At 58.5% G+C, this 17,799-nt stretch carries 14 protein-coding genes; all 14 read left to right on the top strand.

The window, feature by feature from the left end:
• Positions 1–25 precede the first annotated feature (25 nt).
• The 14 genes from rplK to AC33YF_RS09300 all read left to right on the top strand — a co-directional run bounded on the left by rplK (position 26) and on the right by AC33YF_RS09300 (position 17,787).
• Positions 26–454 (top strand): 50S ribosomal protein L11, encoded by a 429-nt coding sequence (rplK, locus tag AC33YF_RS09235; RefSeq protein WP_491776915.1) that lies wholly within the window; start codon positions 26–28, stop codon positions 452–454.
• Between the two features lie 5 nt (positions 455–459).
• Positions 460–1,158 carry a 50S ribosomal protein L1 gene (gene rplA / locus AC33YF_RS09240; RefSeq protein ID WP_491776916.1) on the top strand — a complete coding sequence of 233 codons (699 nt, stop codon included), beginning with the start codon at positions 460–462 and terminating at the stop codon, positions 1,156–1,158.
• A gap of 368 nt (positions 1,159–1,526) precedes the next feature.
• Positions 1,527–2,042, top strand: coding sequence for a 50S ribosomal protein L10 (gene rplJ, locus AC33YF_RS09245; RefSeq protein ID WP_491776917.1), 516 nt, complete (start codon positions 1,527–1,529; stop codon positions 2,040–2,042).
• A gap of 54 nt (positions 2,043–2,096) precedes the next feature.
• Positions 2,097–2,477 (top strand): 50S ribosomal protein L7/L12, encoded by a 381-nt coding sequence (gene rplL / locus AC33YF_RS09250; protein WP_491776918.1) that lies wholly within the window; start codon positions 2,097–2,099, stop codon positions 2,475–2,477.
• Between the two features lie 163 nt (positions 2,478–2,640).
• On the top strand, positions 2,641–6,771 hold the full coding sequence (rpoB, locus tag AC33YF_RS09255; RefSeq protein WP_491776919.1) for a DNA-directed RNA polymerase subunit beta: 4,131 nt from the start codon (positions 2,641–2,643) through the stop codon (positions 6,769–6,771).
• Between the two features lie 77 nt (positions 6,772–6,848).
• Positions 6,849–11,096: a DNA-directed RNA polymerase subunit beta' gene (rpoC, locus tag AC33YF_RS09260; protein ID WP_491776920.1), complete on the top strand. Its 4,248-nt coding sequence runs from the start codon at positions 6,849–6,851 to the stop codon at positions 11,094–11,096.
• Positions 11,097–11,478: 382 nt separating this feature from the next.
• Positions 11,479–11,850 (top strand): 30S ribosomal protein S12, encoded by a 372-nt coding sequence (rpsL, locus tag AC33YF_RS09265; RefSeq protein ID WP_491776921.1) that lies wholly within the window; start codon positions 11,479–11,481, stop codon positions 11,848–11,850.
• A 42-nt stretch (positions 11,851–11,892) separates the two neighbouring features.
• Positions 11,893–12,363 (top strand): 30S ribosomal protein S7, encoded by a 471-nt coding sequence (gene rpsG, locus AC33YF_RS09270; protein WP_491776922.1) that lies wholly within the window; start codon positions 11,893–11,895, stop codon positions 12,361–12,363.
• A gap of 21 nt (positions 12,364–12,384) precedes the next feature.
• Positions 12,385–14,460, top strand: a complete 2,076-nt coding sequence (gene fusA, locus AC33YF_RS09275; protein WP_491776923.1) for an elongation factor G — start codon at positions 12,385–12,387, stop codon at positions 14,458–14,460.
• Positions 14,461–14,511: 51 nt separating this feature from the next.
• The gene (gene tuf / locus AC33YF_RS09280; RefSeq protein ID WP_491776924.1) at positions 14,512–15,702 is read left to right on the top strand and encodes an elongation factor Tu; all 1,191 of its coding nucleotides are present in this window, start codon (positions 14,512–14,514) and stop codon (positions 15,700–15,702) included.
• Positions 15,703–15,768: 66 nt separating this feature from the next.
• The gene (rpsJ, locus tag AC33YF_RS09285) at positions 15,769–16,077 is read left to right on the top strand and encodes a 30S ribosomal protein S10 (RefSeq protein ID WP_069438070.1); all 309 of its coding nucleotides are present in this window, start codon (positions 15,769–15,771) and stop codon (positions 16,075–16,077) included.
• Between the two features lie 32 nt (positions 16,078–16,109).
• Positions 16,110–16,880 carry a 50S ribosomal protein L3 gene (rplC, locus tag AC33YF_RS09290; protein ID WP_491776925.1) on the top strand — a complete coding sequence of 257 codons (771 nt, stop codon included), beginning with the start codon at positions 16,110–16,112 and terminating at the stop codon, positions 16,878–16,880.
• The gene (gene rplD, locus AC33YF_RS09295; RefSeq protein ID WP_491776926.1) at positions 16,877–17,497 is read left to right on the top strand and encodes a 50S ribosomal protein L4; all 621 of its coding nucleotides are present in this window, start codon (positions 16,877–16,879) and stop codon (positions 17,495–17,497) included. Before rplC ends, rplD begins: the two co-directional genes overlap by 4 nt.
• On the top strand, positions 17,494–17,787 hold the full coding sequence (locus AC33YF_RS09300; RefSeq protein ID WP_491776927.1) for a 50S ribosomal protein L23: 294 nt from the start codon (positions 17,494–17,496) through the stop codon (positions 17,785–17,787). Before rplD ends, AC33YF_RS09300 begins: the two co-directional genes overlap by 4 nt.
• Positions 17,788–17,799: the final 12 nt, after the last annotated feature.

The following is a 17,799-nucleotide window of genomic DNA, read 5'->3' on the forward strand; positions in this document are numbered from 1 at the left end:
GACGTGAAACGCAGGACGTACTGGGATGGCGAAGAAGATAGACGGTTACATCAAGCTCCAAGTGCCGGCGGGGCAGGCGAATCCTTCCCCGCCGATCGGACCGGCGCTCGGGCAACGCGGCGTGAACATTCAGGAGTTCTGCAAATCTTTCAATGCCGCGACGCAGAAGATTGAGCCAGGCTCGCCAATCCCGACCGTGATCACCGTTTATGCGGACCGGTCTTTCTCGTTCGAGACAAAAACGCCGCCGGCGTCGTATCTCCTTAAGAAGGCGGCAAAGACCAAGAGCGGTTCGAAGGAGCCGGGCCGTGCCGTTGCCGGCAAGGTCACGCAGGATCAGCTGCGCGAGATCGCCGAGACGAAGATGCAGGATTTGAATGCAAACTCCGTCGAGCAGGCGATGAAAATCATCGCTGGGTCTGCCCGTTCAATGGGTCTTGAGGTTCAGGAGTAGAGACAATGAGCAAACCCGGTAAGAGGTTTCGCACTGCGGCCGAAGCGGTTGACAACAACAAGCTTTACGGCGTCGAAGAGGCCGTAAAGGTGCTTAAGGGCAACGCGAACGCAAAGTTCGACGAGACCGTTGAGGTCGCGATGAACCTTGGGGTCGATCCGCGCCACGCGGATCAAATGGTGCGCGGCGTATGCCAGCTGCCCCACGGCTCGGGGCGCAAGCTGCGTGTCGGCGTCTTTGCCAAGGGCGATAAGGCCGAGGAAGCCAAAAAGGCTGGAGCCGAGGTTGTTGGCGCCGAAGATCTCGTGGAGCAGGTTCAGAAGGGTACGATCGACTTCGATCGCTGCATTGCTACGCCTGATATGATGCCCTTGGTTGGTCGTCTTGGTAAGGTTCTTGGGCCCCGTGGTCTGATGCCGAACCCGAAGGTCGGCACTGTGACGACGGACGTCGCAGAAGCGGTAAAGGCCGCTAAGGGTGGCGCCGTTGAATTTCGCGTCGAAAAGGCTGGCGTTATTCATGCCGGCGTGGGCAAAGCAAGCTTCACCGAGGAAGCGCTGGTCGAGAATATTCGCGCCTTTGCAGATGCTGTGATTAAGGCCAAGCCGTCCGGCGCCAAGGGAACGTTTTTGAAAAAGATCGCCGTGACCTCAACGATGGGCCCCGGCTTAAAGATCGAGCCCGCCAGCGTCGGAGGCGCTTAGTCGAAAGTGTTTCGGGGCACTTTGCCCCGAAGGGCCGTCCGGTTCGCCGAACAGCCCAAACCTGTCCGAGATTGCAGGTGTGGGAGACCGCTTAAGCCCCAAGAAATCTTCGGGGGCCTGCATTAGACGGGAGACAAACGGTTCTAGGGGTGCGGACTTCGCCCAACCAGGCATACCCGCATCCGGAAGATCGGTTGAACCTCGTATGTGGCTCACGCGCTCGTTGGCGCGAATGAGTGGGACAGGCAACAGAGCGCCGCGATCAATCGCGGGTGGTGCCAATGCCTCGCCCGCCTGTTTCGCGGCTCAGTGTGGCCTAAGCCCGCTTCGGCTCGACGCCTTTGCGGGTTTGAAAGAACGGAGTGAGCATGGAAAGAGCTCAAAAGCGCGAAGTTGTATCGGCGCTTAGCGATGTCTTCGCCAATACCGGCGTCGTCGTCGTAGCTCACTATGCGGGTCTTTCGGTGTCCGAAATGACCAAGCTGCGCAGCGATATGAGAGAAGCTGGCGGCCAGGTCAAAGTGGCGAAGAACAGACTCGTGAGGCTCGCGCTGGAAGGAACCGACGCCCAGGGAATCTCGGAGCTCATGGCAGGGCCGACATGCCTCGCCTATAGCGAGGACCCCGTCGCGGCGCCGAAGGTGGCCGTCAAGTTTGCTAAGGGAAACGAGAAGTTCGTGATCCTTGGCGGTGCGATGGGCGCCACTGTTCTCGATGCCAAGGGGGTGAGTTCGCTAGCCGACTTGCCTTCGCTAGACGAACTGCGTGGCATGCTGGTGGGTCTACTTCAGGCACCGGCGGGCAAGATCGCCCGAACGGTCAGCGCACCTGCCTCTCAGCTGGCGCGGGTCTTTAGTGCATATGGCTCGAAGGACGCAGCGTAAGCCTCTGAAAACATACACCGAAACACAAGAGTTGAACGTACGAGGATAACGGAAATGGCAGATCTTCAGAAAATTGCAGACGATCTCTCGAGCCTTACGGTGCTTGAGGCGGCAGAACTGGCCAAGATACTTGAGGAGAAGTGGGGCGTGTCCGCTGCTGCTCCTGTTGCTGTGGCTGCTGTTGCTGGCGGCGCTGGTGGCGATGCCGCCGCCGCTGAGGAGAAGGACGAGTTCGACGTCATTCTCACCGGTGCCGGCGACAAGAAAATCAACGTCATCAAGGAAGTGCGCGCGATCACCAGCCTCGGCCTGAAAGAGGCCAAGGACCTGGTCGAGGGCGCGCCGAAGCCGGTCAAGGAAGGCGTCGCCAAGGACGAGGCCGAGAAGATCAAGAAGCAGCTTGAGGACGCCGGCGCGTCTGTCGAGCTGAAGTAGGCTTGAGTTTGAACTTGGGTTGAAGGAAGACCGGACCGTCCCCATCTCCGGGGGTCGGTTCGGGCTTCTAACCCATCATATTCGTGTCACGTGACATTTCCCCTGAGGTTCCGCACAGGCGGGGGTTTAGGAGAGCGGTCGCGACGAGCTTTGAGAGGTCTCTATGGCGCAAACCAACGGTCACAAGCGATATCGGAAGTTTTTTGGCCACATTACAGAAGTGGCTGAGATGCCGAACCTCATCGAGGTTCAAAAGCAGTCCTACGATCAGTTCCTTATGGTGGAGGAGCCGGAAGGCGGCCGTGGGGATGAGGGACTGCAGTCCGTATTTTGCTCTGTGTTTCCTATCAAGGACTTCGGCGAACGCGCTCAGCTCGAATTCGTGCGGTATGCATTTGAAGCGCCGAAGTACGACGTGGACGAGTGCCAGCAGCGCGACATGACCTTCGCGGCGCCGCTGAAGGTCACGCTGCGTCTCATTGTTTTCGACGTGAACGAAGAGACTGGCGCGCGCTCCGTGAAGGACATCAAGGAGCAAGACGTCTACATGGGCGACATGCCGCTCATGACCTCGAACGGCACGTTTGTCATCAACGGTACCGAGCGCGTGATCGTCTCGCAGATGCACCGTTCGCCAGGTGTCTTCTTCGACCACGACCGCGGCAAGACCCATTCCTCGGGTAAGTTGCTCTTTGCGGCGCGCATCATCCCCTACCGTGGATCTTGGCTCGACTTCGAGTTCGATGCCAAGGACATCGTCCATGTGCGTATCGATCGGCGCCGGAAGTTGCCGGTAACGACGCTTCTCTACGCGCTCGGACTGGATGACGAAGAAATTCTGTCGACCTTCTACGACCGCATCACTTTGAAGGCGGCCAAGAACGGCTGGAAGATGCCGTTCAATGCGGACCGTATGCGCGGCATCAAGCCGACCACGGATCTCATTAACGCCAAGACTGGCAAGATTGCCGTGGAGGCAGGCCGCAAGATAACCGCGCGCCTGGCTCGTAAGCTGTCCGAAGAGGGACTGAAGGAGCTGCTGGTAAAAGACGAGGATCTCTATGGACGCTATCTGGCCGAGGATGTCGTCAACTTGGAATCAGGCGAGATCTACGGCGAAGCCGGCGAGGAAATAGAAGAGAAGCTGCTGGAGACCCTCAAGGAGCTCAAGCTCAAAGAAATTCCGATCCTCGATATAGATCATGTGAATGTCGGTGCGTTCATCCGCAACACGCTTGCGATCGACAAGAATTCCAACACGGATGAGGCGCTGCTCGACGTCTACCGAGTGATGCGTCCGGGCGAGCCACCGACGCCGGAAGCCGCTCAAACGCTGTTCAACGGGATCTTTTTTGACGCCGAGCGTTACGACCTGTCGTCGGTCGGCCGGGTGAAGATGAACATGCGCCTCGACCTCGATGCGCCGGACACCATGCGTACACTGCGTAAGGAGGACATCCTTGCAGTGATCAAGACCCTGGTCGATCTGCGCGACGGCAAGGGCGAAATCGACGACATCGATCATCTCGGCAACCGGCGCGTACGGTCGGTTGGCGAGCTGATGGAGAACCAGTACCGGGTTGGCCTCCTGCGTATGGAGCGCGCCATCAAGGAACGCATGAGTTCCGTCGATATAGATACGGTCATGCCGCAAGACCTCATCAACGCGAAGCCTGCAGCGGCTGCCGTGCGCGAGTTCTTCGGGTCCTCGCAGCTGTCGCAATTCATGGACCAGACGAATCCGCTGTCGGAGATCACCCACAAACGGCGTCTGTCGGCGCTGGGCCCAGGCGGGCTGACGCGCGAGCGTGCTGGCTTCGAGGTGCGGGACGTACACCCGACTCATTACGGCCGCATCTGTCCGATCGAGACGCCAGAGGGACCGAATATTGGTCTGATCAACTCACTGGCGACGTTCGCGCGGGTCAACAAATATGGATTCATCGAGAGCCCATACCGACGCGTGGTCAAGAGTAAGGTCACCGATGAGGTGGTCTATCTGTCGGCGATGGAAGAGGCTCGTTACGTCATCGCCCAGGCAAACGCGGCGCTGAAGAATGATGGCAGCTTTGTCGAAGACCTTGTCGTCTGTCGTCACGCAGGTGACGTTGAACTCTATCCGCGGGATCGGGTCGACCTCATTGACGTTTCGCCCAAGCAGCTTGTGTCGGTCGCAGCGGCGCTCATTCCGTTCCTGGAGAATGACGACGCCAACCGTGCCTTGATGGGTTCAAACATGCAGCGCCAAGCTGTGCCTTTGCTCATGGCCGAGGCGCCGCTAGTAGGCACGGGCATGGAAGCTGTTGTCGCACGCGACTCGGGCGCCGCGATCAGTGCGCGTCGGACCGGTGTCGTCGATCAAGTGGATGCCACGCGTATCGTTATTCGGGCGACGGAAGAGACCGATCCGTCAAAGTCTGGTGTGGACATTTATAATCTGCGCAAGTTCCAGCGCTCGAACCAGAACACCTGCATCAACCAAAGGCCATTGGTCCGCGTGGGTGATGCCATTCAGTCTGGCGAGATCATCGCCGATGGGCCGTCGACCGACCTTGGTGAGTTGGCGCTCGGCAAAAACGTGCTCGTCGCGTTTATGCCGTGGATGGGCTACAACTTCGAGGACTCTATCCTCATCTCCGAGCGCGTTGTCCGCGATGACGTCTTCACTTCGATCCATATCGAAGAATTTGAGGTCATGGCGCGTGACACCAAACTCGGACCCGAGGAAATCACGCGCGATATTCCGAACGTCTCCGAAGAGGCGCTGAAGAATCTCGACGAAGCAGGTATCGTCTATATCGGTGCCGAGGTTCAGCCTGGTGACATCTTGGTTGGCAAGATCACGCCGAAAGGCGAGAGCCCGATGACGCCGGAAGAGAAGCTTCTGCGTGCCATCTTCGGCGAGAAGGCGTCCGATGTTCGCGATACCTCATTGAAGCTGCCGCCCGGTGTTGCGGGAACGGTCGTTGAAGTCCGCGTGTTCAATCGACACGGCATCGAAAAAGATGAGCGTGCCATGGCGATCGAGCGTGAAGAGATAGAGCGTCTTGCCAAAGACCGCGACGACGAAATGGCGATCCTGGATCGTAACGTCTTCGCCCGCTTGCGCGACGTGCTGCTTCACAAGATAGTCGCGAAGGGCCCCAAAGTGATCAAGAAAGACGCAAAGCTGACGGAGGCAATGCTCGAAGAGCTGCCCCGTAGCCAGTGGTGGGAGATCGCGCTCAAGAATGAAAAGGCGATGAGCGAGGTCGAGGCCATTGGGCGTCAATACGACGAAGCCAAGAAGCGCCTGGAGCAGCGCTTCGTGGATAAGGTCGACAAGCTACAGCGCGGCGACGAACTGCCACCGGGTGTCATGAAAATGGTCAAGGTCTTCGTGGCGGTGAAGCGGAAGATCCAGCCAGGCGATAAGATGGCCGGACGTCACGGCAATAAGGGCGTGATCTCGCAGATCGTTCCCATTGAGGACATGCCTTATCTTGAGGACGGTCAAGCGGTCGACATTGTTCTGAACCCGCTCGGCGTGCCGAGCCGTATGAATGTCGGCCAGATCCTCGAGACCCATCTCGGCTGGGCGTGCCGCGGGCTCGGCAAGAAGATCGGTGAGGCGCTGGAAGAGTACCGCGAAACCGAGAAACCAAAGCCGGTAAAGGATCTGCTCAAGACCATTTACGGTTCCGACAAGGCCGTTGCGTCCTTGGCGGAAAATCAGTTGATCGAGGTGAGCGAGGCTCTTTCCAAGGGCGTACCTGTTGCGACACCTGTGTTTGACGGGGCGCATGAGGCCGACGTGTCGGACCTGCTAGAAAGCGCGGGTTACGATCCGTCCGGTCAGGTGACGCTCTATGATGGCCGCTCCGGCGAGCCATTCGAGCGGAAAGTCACGGTCGGGTACATCTATATGCTGAAGTTGCACCACCTGGTGGACGACAAGATCCACGCGCGGTCAATTGGCCCCTACAGCCTTGTGACCCAGCAGCCGCTGGGCGGTAAGGCGCAGTTCGGTGGCCAACGCTTCGGCGAAATGGAGGTGTGGGCACTCGAAGCGTATGGCGCAGCCTACACCCTTCAGGAAATGCTGACCGTGAAGTCGGACGACGTCGCGGGACGTACGAAGGTCTACGAAGCAATCGTCCGTGGCGACGACACGTTCGAGGCCGGTATTCCTGAGTCGTTCAACGTGCTCGTGAAAGAAATGCGCGCATTGGGACTGAATGTCGAACTGGTGCAGCCCAAGCCGGATGAAGCGCAGCCGCAAGCCATGCAGTTGCCTAAGCCGGCGGCGGAGTAGCAGCTCCGCTCGGACATTTCGATACCAGTTGGTGACAACCGAAGGGCGGCGGCCCCGCCCGTTGGGAGACAAGCAGAATGAATCAAGATCTCGCGAACCTGTTCAACCCGCAGACTCCGCAGCAAAACTTTGATCAGATTCAGATCGGCATTGCGAGCCCGGAGAAAATCCTGTCGTGGTCGTTTGGGGAGATCAAAAAGCCTGAGACGATCAACTACCGCACTTTCAAGCCTGAGCGTGACGGTCTGTTCTGCGCGCGCATCTTCGGTCCGGTGAAGGACTATGAGTGCCTGTGCGGCAAGTACAAGCGCATGAAGTATAAGGGCATCATCTGCGAGAAGTGCGGCGTGGAGGTTACGCTTGCGAAGGTGCGTCGCGAGCGCATGGGCCACATCGAACTCGCAGCTCCCGTTGCGCATATTTGGTTTCTGAAGTCGCTTCCCTCTCGGATCGGCCTTCTACTGGACATGACGCTGAAGGATCTTGAGCGGGTTCTCTACTTCGAGAATTACATTGTCCTAGAGCCAGGACTCACTTCGCTGAAGCCGCTGCAACTTCTGTCCGAAGAAGAATTCATGCAGGCCCAGGACGATTTCGGCGAGGACTCATTCACCGCCGGTATCGGCGCCGAGGCGATTCGCGAACTGCTCAAGGACCTGGATCTTGAAAAGATCGCAGCCGACCTTCGCGTGGAGATCGCCGAGGCGACGACGGAGCTGAAGCCGAAGAAGCTAGCGAAGCGTTTGAAAGTGGTTGAGGCGTTCATCCAATCGGGCAACCGTCCGGAGTGGATGATTCTCACCGTTGTGCCCGTCATTCCGCCAGAGTTGCGTCCGCTCGTGCCGCTCGATGGCGGCCGCTTTGCGACATCGGACCTCAACGACCTGTACCGCCGCGTCATCAACCGTAACAATCGTCTGAAGCGGCTGATGGAGCTTCGCGCGCCGGATATCATTATCCGTAACGAGAAGCGCATGCTTCAGGAAGCCGTCGATGCGCTGTTCGACAACGGCCGTCGCGGACGTGTCATCACCGGCGCCAACAAGCGCCCGCTGAAGTCGCTGGCCGACATGTTGAAAGGTAAGCAGGGGCGCTTCCGTCAGAATCTACTCGGCAAGCGCGTCGACTATTCTGGCCGCTCGGTCATTGTGGTCGGGCCTGATCTGATGCTGCATCAGTGCGGTCTGCCGAAGAAGATGGCGCTGGAGCTGTTCAAGCCCTTCATCTACTCGCGGCTGGATGCCAAGGGGCATGCGTCGACCGTCAAGCAAGCTAAGAAACTTGTTGAGAAGGAGAAGCCCGAAGTTTGGGACATCCTCGATGAGGTCATCCGCGAACACCCCGTTATGCTGAACCGTGCGCCGACGCTGCACCGGTTGGGTATTCAGGCGTTTGAGCCCAAGCTCATTGAAGGCAAGGCCATTCAGTTGCATCCGCTTGTGTGTGCGGCCTTCAACGCCGACTTCGACGGCGACCAGATGGCTGTCCACGTGCCACTTTCGCTCGAAGCTCAGCTCGAGGCGCGTGTGCTGATGATGTCGACCAACAACATCTTGCACCCGGCCAACGGCTCACCGATCATTGTGCCGTCTCAGGACATCGTGCTCGGTCTTTATTACCTGTCACTGGTTATGGACAACGAGCCGGGCGAGGGGATGATCTTCGGCGATGTTGCCGAGATCCATCACGCGCTCGATTCAGGCGCGGTGACTTTGCACGCCAAGGTCAAGGGCCGCTACATCACCAAAGACGAGAACGGCAATTGGGTCGCGTACATTTACGACACGACGCCTGGCCGCATGCTGCTTGGCGAACTTCTGCCCCGCCGGGCTGAAGTTAGCTTCGACCTGGTGAACCAGCTTCTGACGAAGAAAGCGATCTCCAAGATGATCGATGTGGTGTATCGACACTGCGGTCAGAAAGAGACGGTTATCTTCTGCGATAAGATCATGGGTCTCGGCTTCCGCTATGCGTGCCAAGCCGGCATCTCGTTTGGCAAGGACGACATGGTCATCCCGGAGACCAAGGACGACATCATCAACAAGACGACCGAGCTCGTTCGCGAGTATGAGCAACAGTACAATGACGGGTTGATCACGCGCGGCGAAAAGTACAACAAGGTCGTGGATACGTGGACCGAATGTACCGAGCTCGTCGCGAAGGAAATGATGAAGCGCATTTCCTCGGTACAAGTCGATGAAGAGACAGGCCGCGAGAAGCCGATCAATTCGATCTATATGATGTCGCACTCTGGTGCGCGTGGGTCGCCGGCGCAGATGAAACAGCTCGCCGGCATGCGTGGCCTTATGACCAAGCCGTCGGGCGAGATCATTGAGACGCCGATCATCTCCAACTTCAAGGAGGGGCTGTCGGTAATGGAGTACTTCAACTCCACGCACGGCGCCCGCAAGGGGCTCGCTGACACCGCCCTGAAGACGGCGAACTCTGGATACCTGACACGCCGCCTCGTGGACGTGGCGCAGGATAGCATCGTAACCGAAGAGGATTGCGGTACAGACGGCGGTATTACCGTCCGGGCAATCCTGGACGCCGGTGAGGTCACTGTGTCGCTAGGCCAGCGTGTGCTTGGCCGTACCGCGGCCGATCCCGTAAAGGATCCGACAACTGGCGATGTTCTTGTCGAGAAAGGGCAACTGATCGAGGAAGAGCACGTTGAGGCTATCGAGAATGCGCGGGTACAAGAAATCCGCGTCCGGTCAGCGCTCACGTGTGAAACGCGAAATGGCATCTGCGCCAAATGCTACGGCCGGGATCTGGCCCGTGGTACGCCCGTCAACATGGGTGAGGCTGTGGGTGTTATCGCTGCCCAGTCGATTGGCGAGCCGGGAACGCAGCTCACCATGCGCACCTTCCACTTGGGTGGTGTCGCGAGTTCGAAGGTCGTGGACCAGTCTTCACTGGAATCGGCATTCGAGGGCACTGTGAAGATCAAGCAGCGCAACGTCGTTGAGGACTCACAAGGCCGACACATGGTCATGAGCCGGAATACCGCCATCGTGATCGCGGACGACGAAGGCAATGAGCTCGCAACGCACCGACTGCCTTATGGTACGCATCTGCGCGTCGATGAGGGTGACAAGGTCAAGCGTGGCGATCGTCTCGCTGAATGGGATCCCTATACGCGTCCGGTTCTCACGGAGATCGAAGGCACAGTCGAGTTCGAGGACTTGGTTGAAGGCGTCTCCGTGTCGGAGCAGCGTGACGAGTCGACGGGCATCACCAATAGCGTGATCATTGACTGGCGTGCGTCGCCCCGAGGCGTGGACCTCCGCCCGGCCATGGCGATCAAGAACAAGAAGGGCGAAATCGGCAAACTGTCGCGCGGCGGCGATGCCCGGTATCTGCTCCCGGTCGATGCGGTCTTATCCGTGGAAGCTGGCAGCGAGGTGAAAGCCGGTGACGTGCTTGCTCGCATTCCAATGGAAAGCGCCAAGACTCGGGACATCACGGGTGGTCTCCCGCGCGTTGCGGAGTTGTTCGAGGCACGGCGGCCGAAGGATCATGCGATCATCGCCGAGGTTACGGGAATGGTGCAGCTTGGGCGCGACTACAAGAATAAGCGGCGGATTAGCATCGTCCCGGATGAGGAAGGCGCAGATCCAGTCGAGTTCTTGATCCCCAAGGGTCGCCATTTGACGGTGCAAGAGGGCGACCGAATTGAGAAGGGTGAGTACCTTCTCGATGGGCACCCGGCGCCGCACGACATTCTGGCGATCAAGGGCGTTGAGGAGCTCGCCAACTATCTCGTGAACGAGATTCAGGAGGTATACAGGCTCCAGGGCGTAACGATTAATGATAAGCATATCGAGGTGATCGTCAGCCAGATGCTCAAGAAGGTCGAGATTGAGGATCCCGGCGATACCGAGTTCCTCAAGGGCGAGCAAGTGGACCGCATCGACTTCGAAGACGCCAATATTGCGGCGGAGGCTGCCGGCGGCAAGAAGGCCGAAGGCCAGCACGTCCTGCTGGGCATCACCAAGGCGAGCCTTCAGACGAGGTCCTTCATTTCGGCGGCCTCCTTCCAGGAGACCACGCGCGTCCTCACCGATGCGGCGGTCAATGGAAAGAAGGATGAGCTCGAGGGGCTCAAGGAAAACGTCATTGTGGGCCGGCTCATCCCCGCTGGCACGGGTGGCACGCTCTCGAGGCTCAATCGGATTGCCACGCATCGTGATGAACTGATCTTGGAGGAGCGTCAGCGCGCCGCCCAGGAGGCCCTCGAAGCGGCTGGAGAGCCCGTCGCAGAGGATGCGGCTGCCGGTGAGGCAGTGTCTGAAGACGCAGCGGACGGGGCTTCAGCTTGAGTCTATGCTGAGATATCGGGGGCCACGCGGCAAAACCCTCAAAAAACGCCGCGGGCCCCCCTATTTCAGGCACTTGAGCCCTTGACGGTTCGAGAAATGGCCTGATACAAGGCGATCACTTTTCGCGGCAGGCGGTAGCCCACCGAAGGGTATACTTCGGGCGCGGGTTAGACGCTGCCGGCATAACCGGGATCAAATCGGGGTCATGATCTTGAGGGGTTGCCTCAAGATCCTCTGTTTTAGGCGCTGAAGGACGCGAGGGATGACTCGCAGCTTCAGCTCTTGTGTTGTGGGCACGGTTTTGCCCGCGGGTTCGGGCGCTTATGCCCATGGATGAATGAGGCGATTTCGCCTTCGCAGACGATTGGACGCTAGAGCTGCTATGCCAACGATTCAACAATTGATCCGGAAGCCTCGCAAGGTGCCGGTGAAGCGTAACAAAGTGCCGGCCATGCAGGCCTGCCCGCAGAAGCGGGGCGTTTGTACGCGCGTGTATACAACGACGCCAAAGAAGCCGAACTCGGCGCTTCGCAAGGTGGCGCGCGTGCGCCTGACAAATCAGCAGGAAGTGACGAGCTACATTCCGGGCGAGGGTCACAATCTTCAGGAGCACTCCGTGGTGATGATCCGCGGCGGACGCGTCAAGGATCTCCCCGGCGTGCGCTACCACATTATTCGCGGCGTGCTTGACACCCAAGGCGTTAGCGCTCGTCGACAGCGGCGCTCCAAATACGGAGCCAAGCGGCCCAAGTAGTTGGGGCGCTTTTTTGGTCTTTAAGGAACGGATTGAAGCGATATGTCCAGGCGGCACAAAGCTGATAAGCGTGAGATCATTCCCGATCCCAAGTTTGGGGATCAGGTGCTCACCAAATTCATGAACTCGATCATGCTGGACGGCAAGAAATCTGCCGCTGAGCGTATCGTTTATGGTGCTCTCGATCAGATGGAAGAAAAGGTCAAGCAGAACCCGATCGACCTGTTCCATCAGGCGCTTCAGAATGTCATGCCGGCGATCGAAGTGCGGTCTCGCCGTGTGGGCGGCGCGACGTACCAGGTGCCTGTGGAGGTCCGTATCGACCGCCGTCAGGCACTGGCCATTCGTTGGATCATCGCTGCTGCACGCGGACGGAACGAAAACACAATGGTCGAGCGGCTCTCTGGGGAGCTTCTCGATGCAGTCAACAATCGCGGATCTGCCGTGAAGAAGCGCGAGGACACGCACCGGATGGCTGAGGCCAACCGCGCCTTCTCGCACTATCGCTGGTAACCGGCTCAAGGAACTCGAACGATGCCCCGCAAGACGCCTCTCATCGACTACCGCAATATCGGTATCATGGCGCACATCGACGCTGGCAAGACCACCACGACTGAGCGCGTGCTCTACTATACGGGTAAGAGCCACAAAATCGGCGAAGTTCATGATGGTGCAGCCACGATGGACTGGATGGAGCAGGAGCAGGAACGAGGCATCACGATTACCTCGGCCGCGACGACTGCTTTTTGGAACAACAAGCGCATAAACATTATCGATACGCCGGGCCACGTGGACTTCACGATTGAGGTGGAGCGGTCCTTACGAGTGCTCGATGGCGCCGTGGCGTTGCTCGACGCCAACCAGGGCGTGGAGCCGCAGACGGAAACGGTCTGGCGTCAGGCAGACAAGTACGAAGTCCCTCGCATGATCTTCGTCAACAAGATGGACAAGATCGGCGCCGACTTCTTTATGTCTCTCGAGACGATTAAAGAGCGGCTCGGCGCCAACCCGATCGTGCTGCAATTGCCCATCGGTGCTGAATCAGATTTCGCCGGGATCGTCGATCTTGTTCGCATGAAGGCGGTCATTTGGGACGACGAGTCTCTCGGTGCCTCATTCCATGACGAAGATATTCCCGCTGACCTCCAGGATAAGGCTCAGGAATACCACGACGCCCTCATTGAGCAGGCCGTCGAGGTCGATGAGGAGGCCATGGAGGCCTATCTCGAAGGCAAAGAAATCGCCGAGGAGAAGCTGAAGGAGCTGATTCGCAAGGGAACCTGCAACTTGGATTTTGTGCCCGTTCTGTGCGGCTCGGCGTTCAAGAACAAGGGTGTGCAGCCGCTCCTTGACGCCGTGGTCGACTACCTTCCGTCTCCCCTCGACGTGCCTGCCATTAGGGCCATTGATGTTAAGACAGAAGAAGAAGTCGATCGTCCGGCGTCGGACGAGGCACCGCTGTCGATGCTGGCGTTCAAGATTATGAACGACCCCTTCGTCGGGTCGTTGACCTTCTGTCGGATCTACTCGGGCAAGGTCGAGTCCGGCCAGACGCTGACAAATACAGTGAAAGACAAGAAGGAGCGGATTGGCCGTATGCTGCTGATGCACTCCAATCACCGTGAAGACATCAAGGAGGCCTATGCGGGCGACATCGTCGCCATTGCCGGTCTGAAGGACACGACGACGGGTGACACGCTCTGTGATCCTGCTAAGCCAGTGATCCTTGAGCGCATGGAGTTCCCGGAGCCTGTTATCGAGGTTGCAGTGGAGCCCAAGACTAAGGGCGATCAAGAGAAGCTCGGCGTGGCGTTGAATCGCCTGGCTCAGGAGGATCCGTCCTTCCGCGTCACGGTCGATCACGAATCCGGGCAGACTATTATTAAGGGCATGGGTGAGCTGCACCTCGACATCATCGTCGATCGCATGAAGCGTGAGTTCAAGGTCGAGGCCAACGTGGGCGCGCCGCAGGTGGCGTATCGTGAGACGATCACAAAGTCGGCCGACGTCGACTACACCCATAAGAAGCAGACTGGCGGTTCTGGTCAGTTCGCCCGTGTGAAAATGGAGATCGAGCCGGCAGAGGCGGGCGAGGGCTTCATTTTCGAGAACAAGGTTGTCGGCGGTAATGTGCCCAAGGAGTTTATTCCGGGTGTCGAGAAGGGCGTCCAGAGTGTCATTGATGCTGGCATCCTCGCCGGGTTCCCGATCCTTGACGTGAAGTGCACGCTCGTTGACGGCGCGTCGCACGATGTCGACTCGTCGGTCATGGCGTTCGAGATTGCGTCCAGAGCGGCGTTCCGGGAAGCGGCTCAAAAGGCTGCGCTGAAACTGCTTGAGCCAATGATGAAGGTTGAGGTGGTGACGCCGGAGGAATATGTGGGTGGTATCATTGGCGATCTAACAAGCCGCCGTGGTCAGGTTCGAGGCCAGGAGCCTCGGGGCAACGCGACGGTGATCAACGCCATGGTTCCGCTAGCCAACATGTTTGGTTATGTGAACACGCTGCGTTCCATGAGTCAGGGACGGGCGCAGTTTACGATGCAGTTCGACAGCTATTCGCAGGTTCCGCAGGCGGTGGCCGAAGAGGTGCAGGCAAAGTTCGCCTAAGAGATTGGGCGTTGAGATCTAGGTTTTTGGTGAGAGGAATGGAGAGCCACAATGGCTAAAGAAAAATTTGACCGTTCGAAGCCGCATTGCAACATTGGTACGATTGGTCACGTCGATCACGGTAAGACGACCCTGACCGCTGCGATCACCAAGACACTGGCTGAGACCGGCGGCGCCACATTCACGGCGTACGATGAGATCGATAAGGCGCCTGAAGAGAAGGCCCGCGGTATCACGATCTCGACGGCTCATGTGGAGTACGAGACGGAGAACCGTCACTACGCTCACGTGGATTGCCCTGGTCACGCCGACTACGTGAAGAACATGATCACGGGCGCTGCGCAGATGGACGGAGCCATCCTCGTGGTCTCTGCCGCTGATGGCCCGATGCCGCAGACGCGTGAGCACATCCTGCTCGCCCGTCAGGTTGGTGTGCCGGCACTGGTGGTGTTCCTGAACAAGGTCGACCAGGTCGACGACGAGGAGCTTTTGGATCTTGTTGAGCTCGAAGTTCGCGAGCTTCTTTCGAAGTACGAGTTCCCGGGCGACGACATCCCGATCATTAAGGGCTCTGCTCTTGCAGCGATCGAGGACAGTAATCCGGAGATTGGCCAGAAGGCTATTCTTGAGCTGATGAAGAATGTGGATGAGTACATCCCGCAGCCGGAGCGTCCAAAGGACCAGCCCTTCCTTATGCCGATTGAAGACGTGTTCTCGATCTCGGGCCGCGGTACCGTTGTAACCGGCCGTGTCGAGCGCGGCGTCGTCAACGTTGGCGAGGAAGTAGAGATTGTCGGTATCAAGCCGACCACGAAGACGACGGTTACCGGCGTTGAAATGTTCCGTAAGCTGCTCGATCAGGGTGAGGCCGGCGACAATGTCGGTTGTCTTCTCCGTGGTATCGATCGCGAAGGTGTTGAGCGTGGCCAGGTGCTTGCCAAGCCCGGCTCTGTGACACCGCACACGAAGTTCAAGGCCGAGGCCTACATCCTCACAAAGGAAGAGGGTGGCCGCCATACGCCGTTCTTCGGCAACTACCGTCCGCAGTTCTACTTCCGCACGACCGACGTGACGGGTGTGGTTCAGCTGCCAGAAGGGACCGAAATGGTGATGCCGGGCGACAATATTGCCATGACCGTTGAGCTGATCGTGCCGATCGCCATGGAAGAGAAGCTCCGCTTCGCTATCCGTGAAGGGGGCCGCACCGTCGGCGCCGGCGTGGTGTCGTCGATCATAGAGTAAAGGGAATTGAAGAACGCGCCGCTCCGTTTTGGGGCGGCGCGCTTCTCTAACGTTAAGGCCGTCGAGATGCAGAGCCAGAACATAAGAATCAGGCTGAAAGCCTTCGACCATCGCATTCTCGATGCGTCGACCAAGGAAATCGTCAACACGGCGAAGCGCACTGGTGCGGAGGTTCGCGGACCAATTCCGCTACCGACGCGCATTGAGAAGTTCACCGTGAACCGTTCGCCGCACATCGACAAGAAGAGCCGCGAGCAGTTTGAGATGCGGACGCACAAGCGTCTTCTCGACATTGTCGATCCGACACCCCAGACGGTCGACGCTCTGATGAAGCTCGATCTCGCCGCGGGCGTGGATGTCGAGATCAAGCTGTAACCGGTTGCTGGACGAGGCAAGGAATTAGTTCGATGCGATCAGGTGTTATCGCGCAAAAGGTCGGCATGACCAGGATCTTTACCGATGCCGGAGAGCACGTTCCGGTAACGGTTCTGCGCCTGGAGAATTGCCAGGTCGTTGGTCAGCGTACCGCGGAAAAGAACGGCTACACGGCTGTTCAGCTCGGCGCAGGCCGCGCAAAAGTAAAACGGTTGACGCGTTCTGCGCGCGGCAGTTTTGCCGTGGCGAATGTCGAGCCCAAGCGAAAAGTTGCTGAGTTCCGTGTGAGCCCAGAGAATTTGATCGATGTGGGCGCGGAGATCACCGCCGACCATTTCGTCGAGGGGCAGTTCGTGGATGCATCAGGCACGTCCATTGGTAAGGGTTTTGCCGGTGGTATGAAGCGCCATGGGTTCGGCGGTCTTCGCGCCAGTCATGGCGTGTCCATCAACCACAGAAGCCTTGGTTCGACGGGTCAGTGTCAGGAGCCCGGCAAGGTCTTCAAGGGTAAGAAGATGGCCGGGCATATGGGCGACGTTAGCGTCACCACGCAGAATCTGCGCGTCGTGAAGACCGACCCAGAACGTGGCCTCATCATGATCCGGGGTGCCGTTCCCGGTGCCAAGGGTGGATGGGTTCTCTTGCGTGATGCGGTGAAGCGGGCCTTGCCTGACGGTGCGCCAATCCCTGGTGCGTTCCGCAAAGGTGCTGACGAGAAGACTCCCGTGAAGGAGCCAGAGGCTGAGGCGTCTGCTGAGACTGGTGAGGCTAAGCCGACAGAAGTCGGAGAGAACGCGCAATGAAAGCCGATGTAACAACGCTCGATGCCAAGAAGGCGGGAACCGTGGAGCTGCCCGAGGACGTGTTCGGGTTGGAGCCGCGCGCTGACTTGTTGCACCGGATGGTGCGCTACCAGCTCGCCAAGCGCCGCGCCGGCACGGTCGCAACCAGGGACCGTTCAGAGATTACGGCCACAACGGCAAAGATGTATCGTCAGAAGGGCACCGGCCGCGCGCGTCACGGTAGCGCAAAGCCAGGAATCTTCCGTGGCGGTGGCAAGGCGTTTGGGCCGAAGCCGCGCAGCTTTGCCTTCGATCTACCCAAGAAGGTTCGCGCTCTGGCTCTAAAGCATGCGCTGTCGTCAAAGGCAAAGGCAGAGGAGCTGATCGTCTTGGACTCTTGCGACGTAAAAGACGCCAAGACAAACGCGCTGAAGACACAATTTGAGAAGCTCGGCGTCGGTTCCGCATTAATCGTGGATGGCGGGGAAGTGCAGACGAACTTCGCTTTGGCGGCCCGCAACATCCCGCATGTGGATGTGCTGCCGATCCAGGGCATCAATGTTTATGACATTTTACGGCATGAGAAGCTCGTGCTGACCAAGGCCGCCCTTGAGGGGCTGGAGGCTCGGTTCAAATGAGTGCGCTTCAAGCATACGACGTGATTTTATCGCCGGTTATTACTGAGAAGTCGAGTGACGCCTCGGAATCAAATCAGGTGGTGTTCAAGGTCCGCCTCGATGCGACCAAACCGCAAATCAAGGATGCTGTGGAGAAGCTGTTTGGCGTCAAGGTGCTGACGGTGAACACGCTGACCCGCAAAGGCAAAACCAAGTTCTTCCGAGGTGTCAAAGGCACTCAGAAGGATACGAAGAAGGCCGTCGTCAGGCTCGCCGAAGGCGACAAGATCGACGTGACGACAGGGATCTAGCGCGATGGCGTT

The sequence above is a fragment of the Methyloceanibacter sp. genome (assembly GCF_058506495.1).

Excerpts from the sequence above, each read along its gene's own strand:
- rplA (WP_491776916.1), top strand. The coding sequence starts at position 460 with ATGAGCAAACCCGGTAAGAGGTTTCGCACTGCGGCCGAAGCGGTTGAC.
- fusA (WP_491776923.1), top strand. The coding sequence starts at position 12,385 with ATGCCCCGCAAGACGCCTCTCATCGACTACCGCAATATCGGTATCATG.
- rplD (WP_491776926.1), top strand. The coding sequence starts at position 16,877 with ATGAAAGCCGATGTAACAACGCTCGATGCCAAGAAGGCGGGAACCGTG.
- rpsJ (WP_069438070.1), top strand. The coding sequence starts at position 15,769 with ATGCAGAGCCAGAACATAAGAATCAGGCTGAAAGCCTTCGACCATCGC.
- rpsL (WP_491776921.1), top strand. The coding sequence starts at position 11,479 with ATGCCAACGATTCAACAATTGATCCGGAAGCCTCGCAAGGTGCCGGTG.
- rplJ (WP_491776917.1), top strand. The coding sequence starts at position 1,527 with ATGGAAAGAGCTCAAAAGCGCGAAGTTGTATCGGCGCTTAGCGATGTC.
- rpoC (WP_491776920.1), top strand. The coding sequence starts at position 6,849 with ATGAATCAAGATCTCGCGAACCTGTTCAACCCGCAGACTCCGCAGCAA.
- rplK (WP_491776915.1), top strand. The coding sequence starts at position 26 with ATGGCGAAGAAGATAGACGGTTACATCAAGCTCCAAGTGCCGGCGGGG.
- AC33YF_RS09300 (WP_491776927.1), top strand. The coding sequence starts at position 17,494 with ATGAGTGCGCTTCAAGCATACGACGTGATTTTATCGCCGGTTATTACT.
- tuf (WP_491776924.1), top strand. The coding sequence starts at position 14,512 with ATGGCTAAAGAAAAATTTGACCGTTCGAAGCCGCATTGCAACATTGGT.
- rplL (WP_491776918.1), top strand. The coding sequence starts at position 2,097 with ATGGCAGATCTTCAGAAAATTGCAGACGATCTCTCGAGCCTTACGGTG.
- rpoB (WP_491776919.1), top strand. The coding sequence starts at position 2,641 with ATGGCGCAAACCAACGGTCACAAGCGATATCGGAAGTTTTTTGGCCAC.
- rpsG (WP_491776922.1), top strand. The coding sequence starts at position 11,893 with ATGTCCAGGCGGCACAAAGCTGATAAGCGTGAGATCATTCCCGATCCC.
- rplC (WP_491776925.1), top strand. The coding sequence starts at position 16,110 with ATGCGATCAGGTGTTATCGCGCAAAAGGTCGGCATGACCAGGATCTTT.